At 57.7% G+C, this 18815-nt stretch carries 19 protein-coding genes; 7 read left to right on the plus strand and 12 right to left on the minus strand.

Translation table 11 applies throughout. From position 1 onward, the window contains the following. Positions 1-1350 carry a Na(+)-translocating NADH-quinone reductase subunit A gene (locus tag BEI65_RS20780; RefSeq protein ID WP_099064926.1) on the minus strand — a complete coding sequence of 450 codons (1350 nt, stop codon included), beginning with the start codon at positions 1348-1350 and terminating at the stop codon, positions 1-3. A 484-nt stretch (positions 1351-1834) separates the two neighbouring features. On the opposite strand from BEI65_RS20780, the gene dpaA reads away from it, so the two are divergent. Further along, a complete protein-coding gene (gene dpaA / locus BEI65_RS20785) occupies positions 1835-2605 on the plus strand; it encodes a peptidoglycan meso-diaminopimelic acid protein amidase (RefSeq protein ID WP_099064927.1) in 771 nt (256 codons plus the stop codon). Here dpaA and BEI65_RS20790 read toward each other — a convergent pair. After that, positions 2537-3343 carry a class II glutamine amidotransferase gene (locus BEI65_RS20790; RefSeq protein ID WP_099064928.1) on the minus strand — a complete coding sequence of 269 codons (807 nt, stop codon included), beginning with the start codon at positions 3341-3343 and terminating at the stop codon, positions 2537-2539. The two genes, dpaA and BEI65_RS20790, sit on opposite strands and share 69 nt — an antisense overlap. A 99-nt stretch (positions 3344-3442) precedes the next feature. Further along, entirely contained in the window at positions 3443-4024 is a 582-nt protein-coding gene (gene lpcA, locus BEI65_RS20795; protein ID WP_004949058.1) for a D-sedoheptulose 7-phosphate isomerase, read from the minus strand. Between the two features lie 245 nt (positions 4025-4269). Here lpcA and fadE point away from each other — a divergent pair, with 245 nt between their 5' ends. From fadE to BEI65_RS20810, 3 genes are all read left to right on the plus strand, one after another. Continuing rightward, complete coding sequence (gene fadE / locus BEI65_RS20800; protein ID WP_099064929.1) at positions 4270-6726, plus strand: acyl-CoA dehydrogenase FadE; 2457 nt, start codon at positions 4270-4272, stop codon at positions 6724-6726. 284 nt (positions 6727-7010) lie between these two features. Then, on the plus strand, positions 7011-7163 hold the full coding sequence (locus tag BEI65_RS20805; RefSeq protein ID WP_012005392.1) for a Hok/Gef family protein: 153 nt from the start codon (positions 7011-7013) through the stop codon (positions 7161-7163). A 344-nt stretch (positions 7164-7507) separates the two neighbouring features. Next, positions 7508-7660, plus strand: a complete 153-nt coding sequence (locus BEI65_RS20810; RefSeq protein WP_085115335.1) for a Hok/Gef family protein — start codon at positions 7508-7510, stop codon at positions 7658-7660. An 84-nt stretch (positions 7661-7744) separates the two neighbouring features. Here BEI65_RS20810 and mtnK read toward each other — a convergent pair whose 3' ends face one another. Next, a complete protein-coding gene (gene mtnK / locus BEI65_RS20815; protein ID WP_099064930.1) occupies positions 7745-8944 on the minus strand; it encodes an S-methyl-5-thioribose kinase in 1200 nt (399 codons plus the stop codon). Between the two features lie 144 nt (positions 8945-9088). On the opposite strand from mtnK, the gene mtnA reads away from it, so the two are divergent. Beyond that, the gene (gene mtnA, locus BEI65_RS20820) at positions 9089-10117 is read left to right on the plus strand and encodes an S-methyl-5-thioribose-1-phosphate isomerase (RefSeq protein ID WP_099064931.1); all 1029 of its coding nucleotides are present in this window, start codon (positions 9089-9091) and stop codon (positions 10115-10117) included. A 17-nt stretch (positions 10118-10134) separates the two neighbouring features. On the opposite strand, the gene BEI65_RS20825 is transcribed toward mtnA, so the two are convergent. Genes BEI65_RS20825 through BEI65_RS20835 form a run of 3 tightly spaced genes read right to left on the minus strand, consistent with a single transcriptional unit; the run spans position 10135 to position 11974 of the window. Next, positions 10135-10677 (minus strand): acireductone dioxygenase, encoded by a 543-nt coding sequence (locus BEI65_RS20825; protein WP_099064932.1) that lies wholly within the window; start codon positions 10675-10677, stop codon positions 10135-10137. Next, positions 10674-11363: an acireductone synthase gene (mtnC, locus tag BEI65_RS20830; RefSeq protein ID WP_099064933.1), complete on the minus strand. Its 690-nt coding sequence runs from the start codon at positions 11361-11363 to the stop codon at positions 10674-10676. The genes BEI65_RS20825 and mtnC overlap by 4 nt, the downstream gene beginning before the upstream one ends. Next, complete coding sequence (locus tag BEI65_RS20835) at positions 11360-11974, minus strand: methylthioribulose 1-phosphate dehydratase (protein ID WP_099064934.1); 615 nt, start codon at positions 11972-11974, stop codon at positions 11360-11362. The genes mtnC and BEI65_RS20835 overlap by 4 nt, the downstream gene beginning before the upstream one ends. A 161-nt stretch (positions 11975-12135) precedes the next feature. Between BEI65_RS20835 and BEI65_RS20840 the strand changes: the two genes are divergently transcribed. Further along, complete coding sequence (locus BEI65_RS20840; RefSeq protein ID WP_085115329.1) at positions 12136-13296, plus strand: pyridoxal phosphate-dependent aminotransferase; 1161 nt, start codon at positions 12136-12138, stop codon at positions 13294-13296. Next, on the plus strand, positions 13284-14057 hold the full coding sequence (locus BEI65_RS20845; RefSeq protein ID WP_099064935.1) for an amidohydrolase: 774 nt from the start codon (positions 13284-13286) through the stop codon (positions 14055-14057). Before BEI65_RS20840 ends, BEI65_RS20845 begins: the two co-directional genes overlap by 13 nt. 33 nt (positions 14058-14090) lie before the next feature. Here BEI65_RS20845 and BEI65_RS20850 read toward each other — a convergent pair whose 3' ends face one another. The 5 genes from BEI65_RS20850 to BEI65_RS20870 are packed head-to-tail and all read right to left on the minus strand — an operon-like array spanning position 14091 to position 18806. Then, positions 14091-15443, minus strand: coding sequence for a nucleobase:cation symporter-2 family protein (locus tag BEI65_RS20850; RefSeq protein WP_099064936.1), 1353 nt, complete (start codon positions 15441-15443; stop codon positions 14091-14093). Between the two features lie 37 nt (positions 15444-15480). After that, positions 15481-15816 (minus strand): hydroxyisourate hydrolase, encoded by a 336-nt coding sequence (uraH, locus tag BEI65_RS20855; protein ID WP_099064937.1) that lies wholly within the window; start codon positions 15814-15816, stop codon positions 15481-15483. After that, on the minus strand, positions 15809-16309 hold the full coding sequence (uraD, locus tag BEI65_RS20860) for a 2-oxo-4-hydroxy-4-carboxy-5-ureidoimidazoline decarboxylase (RefSeq protein ID WP_099064938.1): 501 nt from the start codon (positions 16307-16309) through the stop codon (positions 15809-15811). The genes uraH and uraD overlap by 8 nt, the downstream gene beginning before the upstream one ends. Beyond that, complete coding sequence (gene hpxK / locus BEI65_RS20865) at positions 16309-17565, minus strand: allantoate amidohydrolase (RefSeq protein ID WP_099064939.1); 1257 nt, start codon at positions 17563-17565, stop codon at positions 16309-16311. Before hpxK ends, uraD begins: the two co-directional genes overlap by 1 nt. Beyond that, positions 17565-18806: an alanine--glyoxylate aminotransferase family protein gene (locus BEI65_RS20870; protein WP_099064940.1), complete on the minus strand. Its 1242-nt coding sequence runs from the start codon at positions 18804-18806 to the stop codon at positions 17565-17567. Before BEI65_RS20870 ends, hpxK begins: the two co-directional genes overlap by 1 nt. Positions 18807-18815: the final 9 nt, after the last annotated feature.

Genomic DNA, 18815 nt, shown 5'->3' on the forward strand with positions numbered 1-18815 from the left:
TTATCCTTCCTGCTCAATCTTGGTCAGCACATCGCGCAGCACCGGAGCGTATTCATACTTGCCGGGGCAAACAAAGGTGCACAGCGCCAGATCTTCTTCATCCAGCTCCAGACAGCCCAGCGCCTGCGCGCTGTCACTGTCACCCGCCAGCAGGTCACGCAGCAGCAGGGTCGGCAGGATATCCAGCGGCATTACCCGCTCGTAGTTGCCGATCGGCACCATCGCACGCTCACCGCCGTGAGTCGTGGTCGAGAAGGCAAACAGCTTGTTCTTCAGGAAGTGGCCCAGCGTGGTGCGGGTAATGGAGAATTTATCCGGTGATGGGGCAATCCAACCGAACAGCTCTTTATCACGCCCTTCCTGCAGCACGGAAACCAACGAGTGGAAACGGCCAAGGTAAGCGTTCGGCCCGGCGACGTGGGTGCCGCTCAGCACCGAGCCGGAAATGACCCGGTTCTCGCCCGCTTTCAGACGGCCGGCGGTCAGTTCGTCGATGCTGGCGCCCAACCGGGTGCGCAGCAGTACCGGCTGTTCCACCTGCGGCCCGGCCAGTGCCACTACCCGGCGGGTATCGAGCTTGCCGGTAGTGAACAAGGTGCCGATGGCAATCGCGTCCTGATAGCCGATATGCCAGACGGTTTTTTTCAAACTGACCGGCTCGAGGAAATGAATATGGGTGCCCACCAGCCCGGCAGGATGCGGACCGGCGAATTCGTTATAGGTCACCTGCGCATCGGGCTGCTTGCCCAGGGTCACCCCTGCGGCATGACAAACGTGCACCTTGCCGTCAGTCAGGCGAGCCAATACCGCCAGCCCGGCGTTAAACGCCGTCAACTGCTCGGAAATGATCACCTGCGGATCGGCGGCCAGCGGCTGGCTGTCGATGGCGGTAACGAAGATGGCGCGTGGGCTGGTGCCCGGTGCCGGTGTTTTGCTGAAGGGACGGGTGCGCAGTGCGGTCCACAGACCACTGGCGATCAGTTCGCTTTCAACCTGTTCGCGCGGCAGCATCGCCAGTTCGGCGACCGGAAAATGAGCGAACTCCAGTTGATCATCGCCGCCGTTTTCAACGGCAATGACGACCGACTGCAATACGCGTCGTTCACCGCGATTGATGGCCACAATGCGACCACTGGCAGGCGCGGTGAAGAAAACCCCGGGGGTCTTTTTATCTTCAAACAGTGCCTGGCCTTTTTTAACGCTCTCGCCTTCCTGCACCAGCATAGACGGGCGCATTCCGACGTAATCTTCCCCAAGCAGGGCGACATGCTGAATGACTGGGCCGTCCTGAATCGCCTGAACCGGGGTTCCGGCAATTGGCAGGTCTAACCCTTTTCTGATTTTAATCATAGGTTTTATACGATGTTGGTTAGTTTCACACGTCTTACCGACCCCAGAGGCTGGTACTGACGATGCCTGGATGATGAGGCCGCATCAGCAGCCTCTGGGTTGAGCGCAACGGCATCACGCTCAACATGAAATCTTTCGCACTGATAAAATGGGCTAACGTACATTCCGTTGATTAACTCCTGCGTCCATTTTTTGCGCATTTATTCGAGCCGGAATATTAACATTTTCCACAACATTTTTCTGCGTCAGGCAGTGACCTGAGTCAAGCAAACACAATTAAATTTCGGCCGTTTTACGCGACTAATCGTTAAAATCTGCCTATAGATTCACTTTTATCGAAGTTTGTAGTTTTTTTATACACATCGCATATTGCTAAAAAAGAACACACTGGTAATCTGGCGGTGTTTTAAGACCGTAAAACAATAATCAGTGGCATGTTGGCCAATTGCATTGAGCCGACAGATAAATATAAGCAGGAATAATAATGAGCAAAATCGCGTTGTTGTTTGCGATGCTTTTTTCTATGCCGATGATCACGGCCTGCAGCGCCAGCGAGCAGGTTCCCGAGGTTCCGGTAGTTAAGCAGCAATTAGTGGGTTCACCGGTCTATATTCAGATCTTCAAAGAAGAACGCACGCTGGAATTGTATGCCAAAATGGGCAACGAATTCCGTCTGGTGAACTCTTTCCAAATCTGTAATTTCTCCGGCGGCCTCGGCCCGAAACGCCGTGAAGGTGACTTTAAGAGTCCGGAAGGCTTTTATAGCGTCGACGCGCGCCATCTGAAACCCGACAGCAAGTATTATCGGGCAATCAATATCGGCTTCCCAAATGATTACGATAAATCACAGGGCTATTCCGGCGCTTATCTGATGATCCACGGTGAATGTAAATCGATTGGTTGTTATGCGATGACCAACACCTATATGGATGAGATTTACCGCTACGTCGAAGCTGCGTTCGCCTACGGACAGAACCGGATTGATATCAGTATCTATCCGTTCCGCATGACCGATAAGAACCTGAAACGCCACAGTTCTTCCAGCTACATCGCCTTCTGGCGTCAGCTGAAACCGGGCTATGACTACTTTGTCAAAAACCACCAGCCACCGATGGTCAGCGTAGCCAATGGTCAGTACGTCTTGGGTCAACCCGTGCTGAGCAGCGGCCAGATGACGCAGTATGCGTCAAACACGGCTCCCGCTGTCAGTACCAATCCCTTCGCTCAGACCAAGCCGCTCACCGAAGTGAAATAATGCGAATTCGCCTGGCGCAATCTTGTGCCAGGTTTCATTCGCCGTCAGCGGCTGGGTAGCAATCACCGTGACCACATCGTTGGGTGTGGTCTGCTGCTGAAAATCAATCTCCACATCCTGATCGAGTAACGTGGCTTTGCCAAACGGCGCGCGCCGCGTGATCCAATACAGGTTGGTGGAGCAATAAGCCATCACAAAGCGCCCATCCGACAGCAACATATTAAATACCCCCTTCTGACGCAGTTGATCCGCCAGCAGAGCGATATAACGGAACACCGGCGGCCAACGGCTCGGGGTACGCGGGTATTTCAGGGAAAGCTGATGCAGCAGCCAGCAGAAAGCGTACTCGCTGTCAGTCTGGCCGACCGGGCGGAAAGTGCCGGTTTCCAACTGACGGTAGCCTTTCAACTGGCCATTGTGCGCGTAGGTCCAGTTACGGCCCCAAAGTTCGCGGGTAAACGGGTGGGTATTCTCCAGCGCCACTTCACCGCGATTGGCCTGACGGATATGCGATACCACCGCGCAGGATTTGATCGGGTATTCCTGCACCAGACGGGCGATCGGCGAGTCGAAACTCGGCTGGGGATCCTTAAACGTGCGGCAACCGTTCCCTTCATAGAAGGTAATGCCCCAACCATCTTTATGTGGCCCGGTACGGCCACCGCGCTGAACCAGCCCGGTAAAGCTAAAGCAAATATCGGTCGGTACGTTTGCGCTCATCCCGAGCAATTCACACATCGCCAGCCACTCCTTAACTCCCACTGACACCGTCTATTCGGGCGCGATCAACTGCGCCCCTGTGCATTATTAACGGGGGCGCCATGCCCCCTAAAGCCGTTAAGCCTTAACCATCTCTTTTTCAATCAGCTGAATCAAGATGTGGATCGCTTTGATATGAATTTCCTGAATGCGGTCTGCGTAACCGAAGTGCGGTACGCGGATTTCCACATCGGCAGAACCGGCCATTTTGCCGCCGTCTTTGCCGGTCAGGGTGATCACTTTCATCCCTTTGGCGCGCGCCGCTTCGATGGCTTTAATGATGTTGCCGGAATTGCCTGAGGTGGAAATACCCAGCAATACGTCGCCTTCACGGCCTACCGCTTCCACATAGCGTGAAAATACATACTCGTAACCAAAGTCGTTGCTGACGCAAGACAGGTGGCTAACGTCGGAAATGGCAATCGCCGGATAACCCGGACGGTTTTCACGGTAGCGGCCAGTCAGCTCTTCGGCAAAGTGCATCGCGTCACAGTGGGAGCCACCGTTACCGCAAGAAATGACTTTCCCACCGGCTTTAAAGGAATCGGCCAGCAGCACGGCTGCGCGTTGGATCGCGTCGATATTGGCGTCGTCATTGATAAATTTCGCCAGGGTATCGGCCGCTTCGTTCAGTTCACTACGAATAAGGTCGTGGTACATGAGGAACCTCTTGTTATCGTCAATCTTCCGCCCCGCAGTGTAACGGATCGGGGAAAAACCGAGAAGCATTGTCAGTCAAACAGCAGCCCGGTTGAGGCGCCGATGAGGTTTTTGATGATTGATGCGGTCAGTTTGTGACTTAAGTTGTAATTAAACTGTAAATGCATTGATAAAAATATGGGGTTGTACTAAAACCTATTACATACACACAACAGGTCAGACCTCTTGCCACTTCGGAGCTTCTTATGATGGTTCTTAGTATTGTTGTTTTACTGGCACTCATTGGTGTGGTGTTTTATCACCGAGTGAACCTCACCCTCAGTAGCCTTATTCTTCTGGCATACACCGCCGCCATGGGCGCCATCGGTCTGTGGACCTTCTGGATGCTGCTGCCGCTGGCGATTATTCTGCTGCCACTGAACGTCACGTCACTGCGCCGTTCGTTGCTGTCTGCACCGGCGCTGCGCGCGTTCCGCAAGGTGATGCCGCCAATGTCCACCACCGAAAAGGAAGCGATCGAAGCCGGGACCACCTGGTGGGAGGGCGATCTGTTCCGCGGTACGCCGGACTGGAACAAGCTGCATAACTACCCGAAACCGCAGTTGACCGCCGAAGAACAGGCGTTTATCGACGGTCCGGTGGAAGAAGCCTGCCGCATGGCCAACGACTTCCAGATCACCCATGAACTGGCCGATTTGCCTCCGGAACTTTGGGCATACCTGAAAGAACACCGCTTCTTCGCGATGATCATCAAGAAAGAATACGGCGGCCTGGACTTCTCTCCTTATGCTCAGGCACGCGTACTGCAAAAACTGTCCGGTGTTTCCGGCATTCTGGCCATCACCGTCGGCGTGCCGAACTCCCTCGGTCCGGGCGAACTGCTGCAACATTACGGTACTGACGAACAGAAAAACCATTACCTGCCAGGCCTGGCGCGCGGCGACGAGATCCCTTGTTTCGCCCTGACCAGCCCGGAAGCGGGTTCCGATGCCGGTGCCATTCCGGACGTCGGCACCGTCTGCATGGGCGAGTGGCAAGGCGAACAGGTTCTGGGCATGCGCCTGACCTGGAACAAACGCTATATCACATTGGCACCGGTGGCGACCGTGCTGGGCCTGGCGTTCAAACTGTATGACCCGAACCACCTGCTGAGCACCAATGAATCACCGGGCATCACCTGTGCGCTGATCCCAACCAGCACGCCGGGTGTTGAAATCGGCAACCGTCACTTCCCGCTGAACGTGCCGTTCCAGAACGGTCCGACTCGCGGCAATGACGTGTTCGTCCCGATTGATTACATCATCGGCGGGCCAAAAATGGCCGGTCAGGGCTGGCGTATGCTGGTTGAGTGCCTGTCGGTAGGTCGCGGTATCACCCTGCCTTCCAACTCTACCGGTAGCGTGAAGTCCATGGCGCTGGGAATAGGCGCATACGCCCATATCCGCCGTCAGTTCAAGCTGTCGATCGGCAAGATGGAAGGTATTGAAGAACCGCTGGCGCGTATCGCCGGTAACACTTATGTGATGGATGCAGCGGCTACGCTTATCACCAGTGGTCTGATGCTGGGCGAGAAACCGGCCGTGCTGTCGGCCATCGTTAAATACCACTGTACCCACCGCGGCCAGCAGGCAATCATTGATGCAATGGATATCGCCGGCGGTAAAGGCATCATGCTGGGTAAATCCAACTTCCTGGCCCGTGCCTATCAGGGCGCGCCTATCGCTATCACGGTAGAAGGCGCCAACATCCTGACCCGTACCATGATGATCTTCGGTCAGGGTGCGATCCGTTGCCATCCTTATGTGCTGGACGAAATGGCGGCAGCGCAGAATAACGACCTGAACGCCTATGACAAATTGCTGTTCGGCCATCTGGGCCACGTGGGCAGCAACAAGGTACGCAGCTTCTGGCTGGGTCTGACCAACGGCCGCACCAGCAGTACACCGACCAAAGATGCAACTCGTCGTTACTACCAGCAGTTGAACCGCCTGAGCGCTAACCTGGCGCTGCTGTCGGACGTTTCCATGGGCGTACTGGGCGGCAGCCTGAAGCGCCGTGAGCGTATTTCCGCCCGTCTGGGAGATATCCTCAGCCAAATGTACCTGGCTTCCGCTTCGCTGAAACGCTTTGAAGATGAAGGCCGTCAGAAAGAAGATTTGCCGCTGGTACATTGGGCCGTACAGGACAGTCTGCATCAGGCAGAACAGGCGCTGGACGATCTGCTGCGCAACTTCCCGAACCGCTTTATCGCCGGCGTGATGCGTCTGGTTATCTTCCCGTTAGGCCGCGTGCATACTGCACCGTCTGACCGTCTGGATCACCAGTTGGCCAAGATTATCCAACAACCGTCCGCCACCCGTAGCCGTCTGGGTCGTGGTCAGTATCTGACGCCAAGTGAGCATAACCCGGTCGGCCTGCTGGAAGCCGCATTGGTTGACGTGATCGCCGCCGAGCCGATCCACGATCGTCTGTGCAAGGCGGCCGGTAAGAACCTGCCGTTCACCCGACTGGATCGTCTGGCGCAGCGTGCGCTGGAAGAAGGCAAGATTAACGCCGACGAAGCGAAGATCCTGGTGAAAGCCGAAGAGAGCCGTTTGCGTTCCATCAACGTGGATGACTTTGAGCCGGATGCGCTGGCGGCCAGTAAGCCGGAAAAGTTGCTCAAGCAGGATAAGCGCCAGAAACACACCGAAGCCGCGTAACTGCAATAAACTGACTTACCCAGGGGCGATAATCATCGCCCCTTTTCTATTTATCCCCATAAATGCGCAGAGCTTCGCAACGTTATCAGAACGGCTAATTTAACCCTGGGGATAATCGGATAGACTGCGGATGGGTGCTCTGGATCTTTCTGTCCGGAGCCTTGGTAACGGATAGAAAGAGAAAGGCCCCGAGTCGATATTATCAACCCGAGGCCACTCTGTATGTCCAAACAACATCAGGTTAGCCTCTTACCCGCCGCAAGGCAAGGATAAGGAGGTCAAAAATGCAGCAGGAACGGGTCGTTCTGAGGCTGATGATTATCTGCATCACGCTGATAGCGCTGATGTGGATCACTCGCGGTTCGCTATGTGAACTGCGCATCACACTGGGAGACACGGAGGTTGCCGCCATTTTGGCTTACGAAACCGAAGGGTAAGGCAACCCAACGGCGGGGCTTGCCCCGCCTGTTGGTTGTTAGCGACGGATCCATGAGCACCCTTCCCCCTGCCAGACTTACGGATTTGCATCATCGCCCCCTTTCACCGGCATTCCGTTCAAAACTGCGCGGTGCTCCGCACCTTACCAGAACGGCTAATTTAACCCTGGGGATTATCGGATAGACTGCGGATGGGTGCTCTGGATCTTTCTGTCCGGAGCCTTGCTAACGGATAGAAAGAGAAAGGCCCCGAGTCGATGTAATCAACCCGAGGCCACTCTGAACGTCCAACAACGTCAGGTTAGCCTCTTCCCCGCCGCAAGGCAAGGATAAGGAGGTCAAAAATGCAGCAGGAACGGGTCGTTCTGAGGCTGATGATTATCTGCATCACGCTGATCGCGCTGATGTGGATCACTCGCGGTTCGCTATGTGAACTGCGCATCACACTGGGAGACACGGAGGTTGCCGCCATTTTGGCTTACGAACCCGAAGGGTAAGGCAACCCAACGGCGGGGCTTGCCCCCGCCTGTTGGTTGTTAGCGACGGATCCATGAGCACCCTTTTCACCACATCCAGGAGGCTTAGCCGTTCTGGCGGATGCGCGCCAACAACGCGTCGATATGTTCGATTTGCGACGCGTTGACGATCAGCGCGCGGCCCAGACTCAACGCACTGCGCTGGCATTCGGCACGCATATCGTCATCGCTGATGCTGTCCAGATCGGCAACGTGCGCCAGACCTATGGTGCGACGGATCAACTCACTACCACAGTAACCAACCGCATCGGTCCACACCTGTTGCAGAAACTGTTCGGCGTAGCCCGGAACTGCCAGCGCCAGTTCTCGTGTCTGTTGGTGACACAATGCCAGGAAACGATCGGCAAAAATCAGCCAGAGTTCGCGAACATCCTGCAAGCGCTGCTCGCGCCCGGCAGCGGCGTCACGCGGCCCCAAAAGCCCTGGCAGACCGCAATAGTTCAGTAACAAATTGCCCAATACGCTACCGACGTCGAAACCGATCGGGCCATAGAAACCAAACTCGGCGTCTATCGCCTTCAGCTTGCCTTCCGCGACAAAAACCGAGCCGCTGTGGATATCACCGTGCAACAGCGCTTCCGCCTTGCTCAGGAAACGATGCTTCAATCCGGCGACCGCCAGCCTCAGTGCCGCATCGTCACGCAGCTCAAGGACCTGCGGCAACAGCACCGGATCAAACTGATTACGCTCATGGTCAATATAGGGATCGGTAAAGAACAGATCTTCGGTGATCTGGCACAGTTCGGGGTTACTAAAGCGACTAACCTCCGCTTTTTTCTCCTGCGCGGTCTGATAAAAGTCAGAAGTATGGAACAGGGTTTGCGCCAAATACTCCGCCAGTTGCCCGGCAGCCAACGGGTAATAGTGCCCCTTGAGTAACTCACTGCGCCAGATATGGTGATCAGAAAGATCTTCCTGCACCATCACCGCCAGTTCAGGATCGTGATACAACACCTTTACCGTATGCCTTGGACAAAAACCGCCATGGATCAACAGGGTTTCCGCTTCAATACGTGCGCGATCCAGGGTTAACGGCCAGGATTCGCCCACGCATCGAACATACGGCAGCGCCTGTTTGACTATCACCCGGCTCACACCATCACGATCGCGGATCTTGAACACCAGGTTCAGATTACCGTCACCAATCTCGTCAGCGCTCACCAACGCCTGGGGATCGGCTAACTGCCCATATTGACGGGCATACTCAACGGCATCAGCAGCAGTAAACGTACGATAATGCGACATTCCCAACCCCTCTGAACTTTCTCACTGACCCAGCGATTATATTTTTTTAGACGTAAAAGCATTTGGACGTCTATACATCCGGAAGTCATGTTGGCAGAATAGCTTTCCAGATGCAATAACTACGCAACAAGGAATTAACCGCCGATGCAAGCGCTTAACACCACCAGTTTGACCCTGAGTGACAACCGACTTTGGATCCTCGACCAGCAGGCTTTGCCGCAGGAAAAACAGTGGCGGACCTGCGACAGCGTGGAACAGCTGGTTGATCATATTCTCACCTTGCGGGTGCGGGGTGCGCCGCTGATCGGCCTGTCTGCCAGCCTGTTATTGGCTCTGCTGGCGGAACGCGGCTTACCGCGTGAGGAACTGGAGCAGGCGCTGATCACCCTGCGCGCCTCACGACCGACGGCGGTCAACCTGATGAACAACCTGGACCGCATGAAGCTGGCACTGGCACAACCGCACTGGGTGCCGGCAATGGTGGAAGAAGCGCTACGCCTGGTGGAAGAAGATCGTCAATTGTGCGATCGCATTGCCGATCACGGCGCCGAGCTGGTGAAACCCGGCAGCCGCCTGCTGACCCACTGCAATACCGGGGGTCTGGCAACCGCCGGCATTGGTACCGCTATCGGCGTGCTGTTGCGCGCTCATCAGCAGGGCAAGGTGCAACAGGTGTGGGTCGATGAAACCCGCCCGTTGCTGCAAGGTGGCCGATTGACCGCCTGGGAACTGGGTGAGCTGGGCATCCCCTATCGGCTGATTTGTGACTCCATGGCAGCCAGCCTGATGGCGCAAGGCCAGGTGGATGCGGTGTGGGTGGGTGCAGACCGCATCGCCGCCAATGGTGACGTCGCCAACAAGATTGGCACTTATAGCCTGGCAGTATTGGCACACTATCACCGCATTCCGTTCTACGTCGCGGCCCCGCACACTACGCACGATCCGCACTGTCCAAATGGCGCCGCAATCCCTATCGAGCAGCGCGCCGCAACTGAAGTGACCGGTGTGTCGGGCAGTTTTGGCTCTTGCCAGTGGGCCCCTGCCGATGCCCAGGTTTATAACCCGGCGTTTGACGTGACGCCCGCGGCGTTGATTAGCGGTTGGGTGTTCGACAGCGGCGTGATCACGCCACAGCAGGTCAATGAAGGGATTTTCCAGCGGGCGTTAGGTTAACACCCGCATCGTAGCGGTCAGTCTAGGCGCGGGTAGGCATCGGCGATGTTATCGCCGGTGAAATGCGCTACCCAGCCTTCCGGGTTATCGAACACGCGGATCGCAGTAAAATTCGGTGCCGAACCCATATCGAACCAATGGCGGGTATCAGCCGGCACCGAGATCAGATCGTTCTTCTCACACAGGATCTGGAAGATCTTGCCATCCAGATGTAGGCAGAACAGCCCGGCCCCTTCAACAAAGAAACGTACTTCATCTTCGCCGTGCGTGTGTTCGGATAAAAACTTGCTGCGCAGCACTTCACGCTGGGCATTATCCGGACGCATGCTGATCACATCCCAACTCTGGTAGCCCTTCTCCGCCACCAGCCGATCGATTTGCTGCTGATAGGCGGCAATCACCGTCGCCGGCTCCGGGTTTTCACCCAGTTCACGGTCCGCCTGCCAGCGCTCAAAACGAACGCCAATTTGCGCCAGTTGCTGCTGGATGGCCTGCGCGTCGCGGCTCTGCCACAGTGGCTGCTGCGGCTCTTTATCACTGAAAATAGTCAATCCACTCATGAGGCAAACTCCCCTAAATCGATATGATCAAAACGGTTAACCTGCGGATGTTGACTCTGGTTATCGGCGTCATCGCGGATCAGTTGGCAGGTATGCCAACCTGCGGCACGAGCGGCGTCCAGCTCTTGATGAATGTCGGAAAGGAATAACAGCTGGTCAGGGACGATACCGATTTCACTGGCGATATTGCGGTACGAAGCGGTTTCACGCTTGGCACCGACGTGGGTATCGAAATAACCGCTGAACAGCGGCTGTAAATCCCCGGCGTCGCTGTAGCCGAACAGCAGTTTCTGCGCCTCCACCGAGCCGGAAGAATAGACGTACAGCTTCAGCCCCTGCAATTGCCAGGCGGCCAGTTGCTCAGCCACCTCCGGGTACAAATGCCCGCGAAAATCGCCGTTCTGGTAGCCGCTGCGCCAGATGATGCCTTGCAGCGCCTTCAGCGCGGTAGATTTACGGTCTTCATCCATAAAGCGGTACAACGCGGTAATCAGTTGCTCGATATCCGCCTGCGGCTGCTCAAGTTCCTGGCGCAAAGCGGCCAGCGGGGCGGCGACTTCGGCCTCTCCAGCGTGCTGACGGAGAAAGGTCGCCAGGCGTTCGCGTGCATAGGGGAACAGCACCTGATGGACGAAACGGATATCGCTGGTCGTGCCTTCAATGTCGGTAACAATGGCGCGGATCATTTTGCCTCCAGTAAACGGCGTTGTAGTTCGCACTGGAACAGGAATTCCAGCCCTTCAAGATGACGACGTGCTTCCGCGACCTGGTGGCCCCAGCAATACAAACCGTGGCCGCGCACCAGCAAACCGTACTGCAGCGGCGTGACTTCGGCATGGGCCGCCACGCGCGCCGCTAAACGCGGGATATCCTGGTCGTTATCGAAAATCGGGATCACCACGCTGTCCAGATGCGAACTCTGGCCGCCGAGGGATTTTTGCATCTCATAGCCCTGCAACACCAGTCCATCGCTGCGTTCAACCCGCGACAGCACGGTCGCATTCACCGAATGCGTATGCAGCACCGCACCAATCTGCGGATATAGCCGGTAAATCAGGGTATGCAGACCGGTTTCCGCCGACGACGTGCGGCCGCTCGGCACATGGTTGCTGGCGGTTTCTACCAGCAGGAAGTCACTTTCGGTCAGGCTGCCTTTATCCTTACCGGATTCGGTCACCAGACAATGCTGGTCATCGAGACGCAGCGACATATTGCCACCGGTCGCCGGGCACCAGCCCTTTTCACCAATCCAGTGACAGGCAGACAATAGCGCTGTAAGTTGCGGATTTTCGGTCATTATCGTTTCCCGGTCTGTAAGGTCATCTGCAGGTGAAGCTTAGAATGATTTGATTAATGGTTAGATTTTTTCTTCATTTAGCCATCTAAGCGTCTTGATTGCCAAATACTAACATCGTGTTATATTGACGGCAACATAAGCGCCAGGAGTATTAGCCTGCTATGAGCACTTCAGCATTGATTCCCGAAAGTAAACTGCCCGCGCTGGGCACCACCATTTTCACCCAGATGAGTGCGCTGGCGGCGCAGCATCAGGCGATCAACCTGTCGCAGGGCTTCCCCGATTTCGATGGCCCGGACTACCTGAAAGAACGTCTGGCCTGGCATGTCAGCCAGGGCGCGAACCAATATGCTCCGATGACCGGTGTCGCCCCACTGCGTGAGGCCATCGCCGAGAAAACCGCCGCCCTGTACGGCTGGCTGCCGGACGCCACTAACGAAGTCACCGTCACCGCGGGTGCCACCGAGGCGCTATTCGCCGCTATCAGCGCGCTGGTACGCCCTGGCGATGAAGTGATCTGCTTTGATCCCAGCTACGACAGCTATGCGCCGGCGGTGACCTTATCCGGCGGCACGCTAAAACGTATTGCGCTGCAACCCCCGGCGTTCAGCGTCGACTGGCAACAGTTTGCTGAGTTGCTGTCACCCCGTACCCGGCTGGTGATCCTCAATACGCCGCACAACCCTTCCGCCACGGCCTGGCAGGCAGAAGATATGCAGCAACTGTGGCATGCCATTGGCGATCACGAGATCTACGTGCTGAGCGATGAAGTCTACGAGCACATTTGTTTCGCCAAGGGCGGCCACACCAGCGTATTGGCGCACCCGCAGTTGCGTCAGCGCGCCATCGCCGTGTCTTCCTTCGGCAAAACCTTCCACATGACCGGCTGGAAAGTGGGTTACTGCGTGGCTCCGGCCGCGCTGAGTGCGGAGGTGCGCAAGGTGCACCAGTACCTGACCTTCTCGGTCAACACCCCGGCCCAGTTGGCGCTGGCGGACATGCTGCGCAGCGAGCCGGAACACTGGCAGCAGTTGTCAGCATTTTATCGCGCCAAGCGCGATCGTTTTGTGCAGGCGCTGTCCAACAGTCGACTGGAAATTTTGCCCTGCGAGGGTACATACTTCTTACTGGCCGATTACAGCGCCGTTTCCGATTTGGACGACGTGGCATTCTGCCATTGGTTAACCGAGCACGTTGGCGTGGCGGCGATCCCGCTGTCGGTCTTCTGTGCCGATCCTTTCCCTCATAAATTGATCCGGCTGTGCTTCGCTAAACAGGATGCCACGCTGGATGCGGCTGCGGAGCGGTTATGTCGACTTTAAAAATTACCCTGTTGCAGCAACCTTTGGTTTGGCGCGATGGCGAAGCCAACCTGCGTCATTTTGATGCGCTGCTGGCGCCGTTAAGCGGCCGCGACTTGATCGTGCTGCCGGAGATGTTTACCACCGGCTTTGCTATGGATGCCGGGGAAAGCGCACTGCCGGAACAGCAGGTCGTCGACTGGTTGCACGGCTGGGCAAGTAAAAGTAACGCCCTGGTCGGCGGCAGCGTAGCGCTGAAAACTGCCGAGGGCGCGGTTAACCGTTTCCTGCTGGTCGAGCCGAACGGCCGGGTGCATGCCTACGATAAACGCCATCTGTTCCGCATGGCCGGCGAGCACCTGCACTATCAGGCCGGCAAACGGCGTGAAATTTTCGAGTGGCGCGGTTGGCGAATCCTGCCGCAGATCTGTTATGACCTGCGTTTCCCGGTGTGGTCCCGCTATCAACAGGATTACGATCTGGCACTGTACGTCGCCAACTGGCCGGCACCGCGCAGCAAACACTGGCAAACGCTGCTGGCAGCACGCGCCATTGAGAACCAGGTGTTCGTGGCCGGCTGCAACCGCGTCGGCGAAGACGGCAACGGCCTGAACTACAGCGGTGACAGCCTGATCCTCAGCCCACAGGGGGAAACATTGGCCCAGGCAGAACCCGGTGCCGCCGCACGGCTGGACGCCGAACTGTCGCTGGAAAACCTGCAAAGTTACCGCAGCGCCTTCCCGGCCTGGCGTGATGCCGACAGCTTCCTGCGCCACGATTAATCCTTCCGGGCGCGGTCCGCTGCGCCCGTTGTTTCAGGAAAGCTCCTCTTCCACCGCGTTTTCTTCTTTGGCACCAATAGGGTTAAACAGCAGGTTCAGCAGCAACGCCACCAGGCAGGAAGCGCTGATACCGGAATGCAATAAGGTGCGCACCCAGTTCGGGAACTGATCGTAGAAGGTCGGCATCACGATCGGGATCATGCCGAAGGCAATCGCCGTCGCCACCACCACCAGATTCATATTGTCCTTGTAATCCACCTTTGCCAGGGTGCGGATCCCGCTGGCAGCCACCGAACCGAACAACACCACACCTGCGCCCCCCAACACCGGCAACGGAATACAGGCCACCAGTCGCCCCAGCACCGGCAGTAACCCCAGCAGCACCAAAATGGCCCCTCCGGCGCTGACCACAAAGCGGCTCTTCACTCCGGTGATCGCCACCAATCCGATGTTCTGGGCAAACGAGCTTTGTGGGAATGAGTTGAACACTGGCGACAGCGCGCTGGACAGCATATCGGCGCGCAGGCCATTGGCGATACGGCGCGCATTCACCGGCGAACCGACGATCTCGCCAACCGCCATCAACCCGGCGGTGGTTTCCGTCAGCAACACCAACACGATCAACAGCATCGAGAGGATCGCGCTCAGTTCGAAGGTCGGCCAACCGTAGGCGAAAGGCTCGGGGAATGCCAGCCATGGTCCGCTGCCTACGGCGGCAAAGCTCACTTTACCCGCCAGCACGGCGACCACGCAGCCGACCGCCATCGCCAGCAACACCGACAGCCGTTTTAGCGCCGGAGAACCGACCTTGTTCAGCAGCAAAATCACCGCCAGCGTGAAAGCCGCCAGGCCAATATTCCCGGTGGATCCCCAGTCTGCCGCCCTGGCGTTGCCGCCCATGGCCCAGCGCACCGCCACCGGCATCAGCGACAGCCCGATCACCGTCACCACGGTACCGGTGACCACCGGCGGGAAGAAGCGGATAATTTGTGAGAAGAACGGCGCGATCAACAACCCAATCAGCGAGGCGGCAATCACCGCACCGAACACCGCCGGCAACCCGCCATCGCCGGTCACAATCGTCACCATGGTCGCCACCCCGGCAAAGGACACGCCCTGTACCAGCGGCAGACGCGAACCGAAGCCGGGTGCCCCAAGGGTTTGCAACAGCGTCGCCAACCCGCTGACAAACAGGGCTGCCGTCACCAGCATGCCAATCTGCGGCGCGCCTAACCCTGCGGCCGACCCGATGATCAGCGGCGGTGCGATAATCCCGCCGTACATGGTCAGAATATGCTGCAAGCCGTAGGCGAAGGTCTTTGCCAGCGGCAGTTTTTCATCTTCCGGGCAGCACGAAGCCGCGCCCTTATCCTGAGACAGAGCCATAGGTACCTCGTCAATGCGGGTTAACCGCTAAGGGCGTTTAACTGCCCCGGTAGGTTGAGTAGGAATACGGGCTGATGAGCAGCGGTAAATGGTAATGCTGCGCCGCATCATTGATGACAAAATCGATAATTGCCGTGGCATACAAGGTTGCACGCCGGTCAGCGGCAAAGTAAGCGCCGAGATCGGCAGACAGACGGTAATGCCCGGCAGGCAGGCTGTCAGGGGTTAGGTCACGCGCACGGCCGTCGGCATCGGTATGGCTTTCTGCCAGGGTTCGCCACTGCCCGTCCTGTTGCTGCTCCAGCCACACCCGCACGCCCGCAGCGGGTTTACCGAGTGAGGTGTCCAGAATATGGGTGCTGATATTACTCATCGCTCAGTAACTCCTTAAAACGCAGCATCACGATTTCACGCAGTTGTTCGGCGGTTTCCTGCCGTTCCTGCTCCGCACTGTTATTCAATCGCCGTTGTAACTCACGTAAAATACTCTGACCATCGCGACCGGCGGCACGGATCAAAAATACCTGACCAAATTGCTGTTCATAGCGTCGATTCCCGTCCCACAGCGCTTCGGTCAGCTCAGCATCCTGCGCGTTGACCGCCGCTTGCTCACGCTGTGAAAATTGCGCCTCTTGCCCCTGGCCCTTGGCACGTTCGCCAATACGCGGGTGCTGCACCAATGCCTGGCTGATCTCTTCCGGCTGCCAGCGCAGTGCCGCTTGCCAGGCCACCGCCAGCGCGGCGTCGATGCTGCTGAAGGGCCGCGCTACTATCACCGCCGCGATCCAGGCCGCAATATCCACACAGGGCCGCAGTAAATGCTCCGCTTCCGCCTGTGGCAATTGATTAAATCGTTGCAGACTCATCAGGCCTCCTCCCAACCGCTAACCGTCTGGCAGTAAGCCTGGATCGCCAGCGCCACATCGGACTGGCTGACGGCTTCGGCCGGATGGTGGCTAATGCCGCGATCGCAGCGGACAAACAGCATCCCCACCGGCCAACAGGCCGCTACGGCAATCGCATCATGTCCGGCGCCGCTCGGCAACGCCATACTGCGCCCCTGTACCGCCATCACGCTCTGCTGCCAGCGCTGTTGCAAATTTGCATCACAAGCTGTTGCATTTATGCGGTAAAACTCTTCACTGTCAAAACGCAGTCCCCGACGGGTACAGATCGCCTGCGCCTGTTCCAGCAACTGCGTCAACAGCGCTGCCAGCGGACCATCTTCCGGGCCGCGTACATCGAGGGTCAGTTTGACTTCACCGGGGATCACATTGACTGCCCCCGGCAGGCTTTCAATTCGGCCAACGGTAGCCACCAGGTGCCGATCGCTGGCTGAAGTCATCGCCTCTACCGCCACCATCCATTCCGCCGCCGCCGCCAGCGCGTCTTTACGTTGCCCCATCGGCACGGTACCGGCATGGCCTGCCTGGCCGGTAAAGGTACAGTTAAGCCGACGGGCGCCGTTAATCGCCGTCACCACACCCAAAGCCAGATCGGCAGCCTCCAGGCAGGGCCCTTGCTCGATATGCAGTTCCAGATAGCCGCAAATATCACTTTGCGCGCGTCGCGCTTCGCCAACCGCCGCCGGATCCAGCCCAAACTCACGTAACGCCTGTGCCACGCTCATGCCATCAGCATCGGTGCGTTCCAGCCAATCCGCCGGCCACTGTCCGGTAATGCCCCGGCTGCCCAGCAGCGCGATACTAAAACGCGTGCCTTCTTCATCTGCAAAGCCAATCACCTCAACCGCCACCGGCAAACGCCGCTGCTGTCGATGCAAATGCGCCACCACTTCCAGCGCGGTCAATACGCCGAGCATGCCGTCATAGCGCCCGGCGTTGCGCACCGTGTCCAGATGTGAACCCAGCAGCAGCGCAGGCGCATCTGGCGTTTGGCCTTCATAGCGGCCACAGAGGTTACCGACGCTATCCTGCCAGACCTTCATGCCGATAGTGCGCATCCAGTCGCCGACCAACAGGTTGGCGCGTTGATGCTCCGCCGACAGATAAACCCGCGTTAACTGGCCCGGCGTGGCGCTGATCGCCGCCAGCGCATCGCAGCGGGCCATCACCCGAGCCGCAGCCTGCTCCGCCTCCTGGGCGGTTAACAGCGCCACCATCAACGACTCCCGTCGTCGTAGGTATTCCAGGCCGCCTGCAGCGCTTCACCCTGTTTGCTGGCGAAACCCAGCCGGTTCAGCACCGCTTCCAGCGCGGTGAGGGTCTGCAGCACGCAGTCTTTACGCGCGTTGTAGCCCATGGTGCCGATGCGCCAAATCTTGCCCTGCAGCGGGCCGAACGAGGTGCCGATCTCAATGGCGAAATCGTTCAGCATCATCTGACGGACCTGCTCGCCGTGCACCTGTTGCGGGATCACCACGCCGAGCACGTTATTCATGCGGTTATCAAGATCGCCGAACACTTCCAGCCCCATGCCCTGAATGCCGGCCAGCATCGCCGCACCGTGCAATTTATGCCGGGCGATGGTGTTATCCAGCCCTTCTTCCAGGATCACCCGGGCGCATTCGCGTGCGGCAAACAGCATGCTGGTGGCTTCGGTATGGTGATTCAGACGCTCCGGGCCCCAATAATCCATGATCATGCCGAGATCGAAGTAGTTGGAGTAGATCATTTCGTCGTCACCATCCGCGTGGTCGAGGGTGCGAATGCCCTGCTCTACGCATTTGCGGCGGCGAACGATCTCTTCAAACTGCGGGCTGAGAGTGACCGGCGAACTGCCCGACGGGCCACCCAGACATTTCTGCAGGCCGGCAGAGACCGCATCCAGCCCCCAGGCATCGGTTTCCAGCGGGTTGCCGGCAAACGAAGCGGTGGCATCGGTGTAAAACAGCACGCCATGGCGACGGCAGATATCCCCCAATTCCGCCAGCGGCTGCAGCATGGTGGTAGAGGTGTCGCCTTGCACCGTCAACAGCAGGCGCGGGCGTACCTTCTTGATCGCGTCTTCAATCTGGTCGGCAGTGAATACCTCGCCCCAGGGCACCTCTATGGTGTGCACTTCGGCGCGGCAGCGGCGGGCTATCTCACACAGCAGATGACCGAAACGCCCAAACACCGGCACCAGCACCTTGTCGCCAGGGCGGATTGAAGAGACCAGCATCGCTTCGATACCGGAGCGGGAAGTGCCGTCTACCAGCAGCGTCCAGCGGTTTTCGGTGCGGAACAGCGCGCGATACAGCTCCATCACCTGATTCATGTAACCGGTCATCGCCGGATCGTACTGACCAATCAACTGGCTCGACATGGCGCGCAGCACGCGCGGATCCGCGTTGATCGGCCCCGGCCCCATCAGCAGGCGGGCAGGTGGATTAATCTGATCGAATTGGGTGATATCTAACATGTTGATTCC

The sequence above is a fragment of the Serratia sp. BW106 genome (assembly GCF_002607755.1).
In the GTDB taxonomy this organism is placed as follows: Bacteria; Pseudomonadota; Gammaproteobacteria; order Enterobacterales; family Enterobacteriaceae; genus Serratia; species Serratia proteamaculans.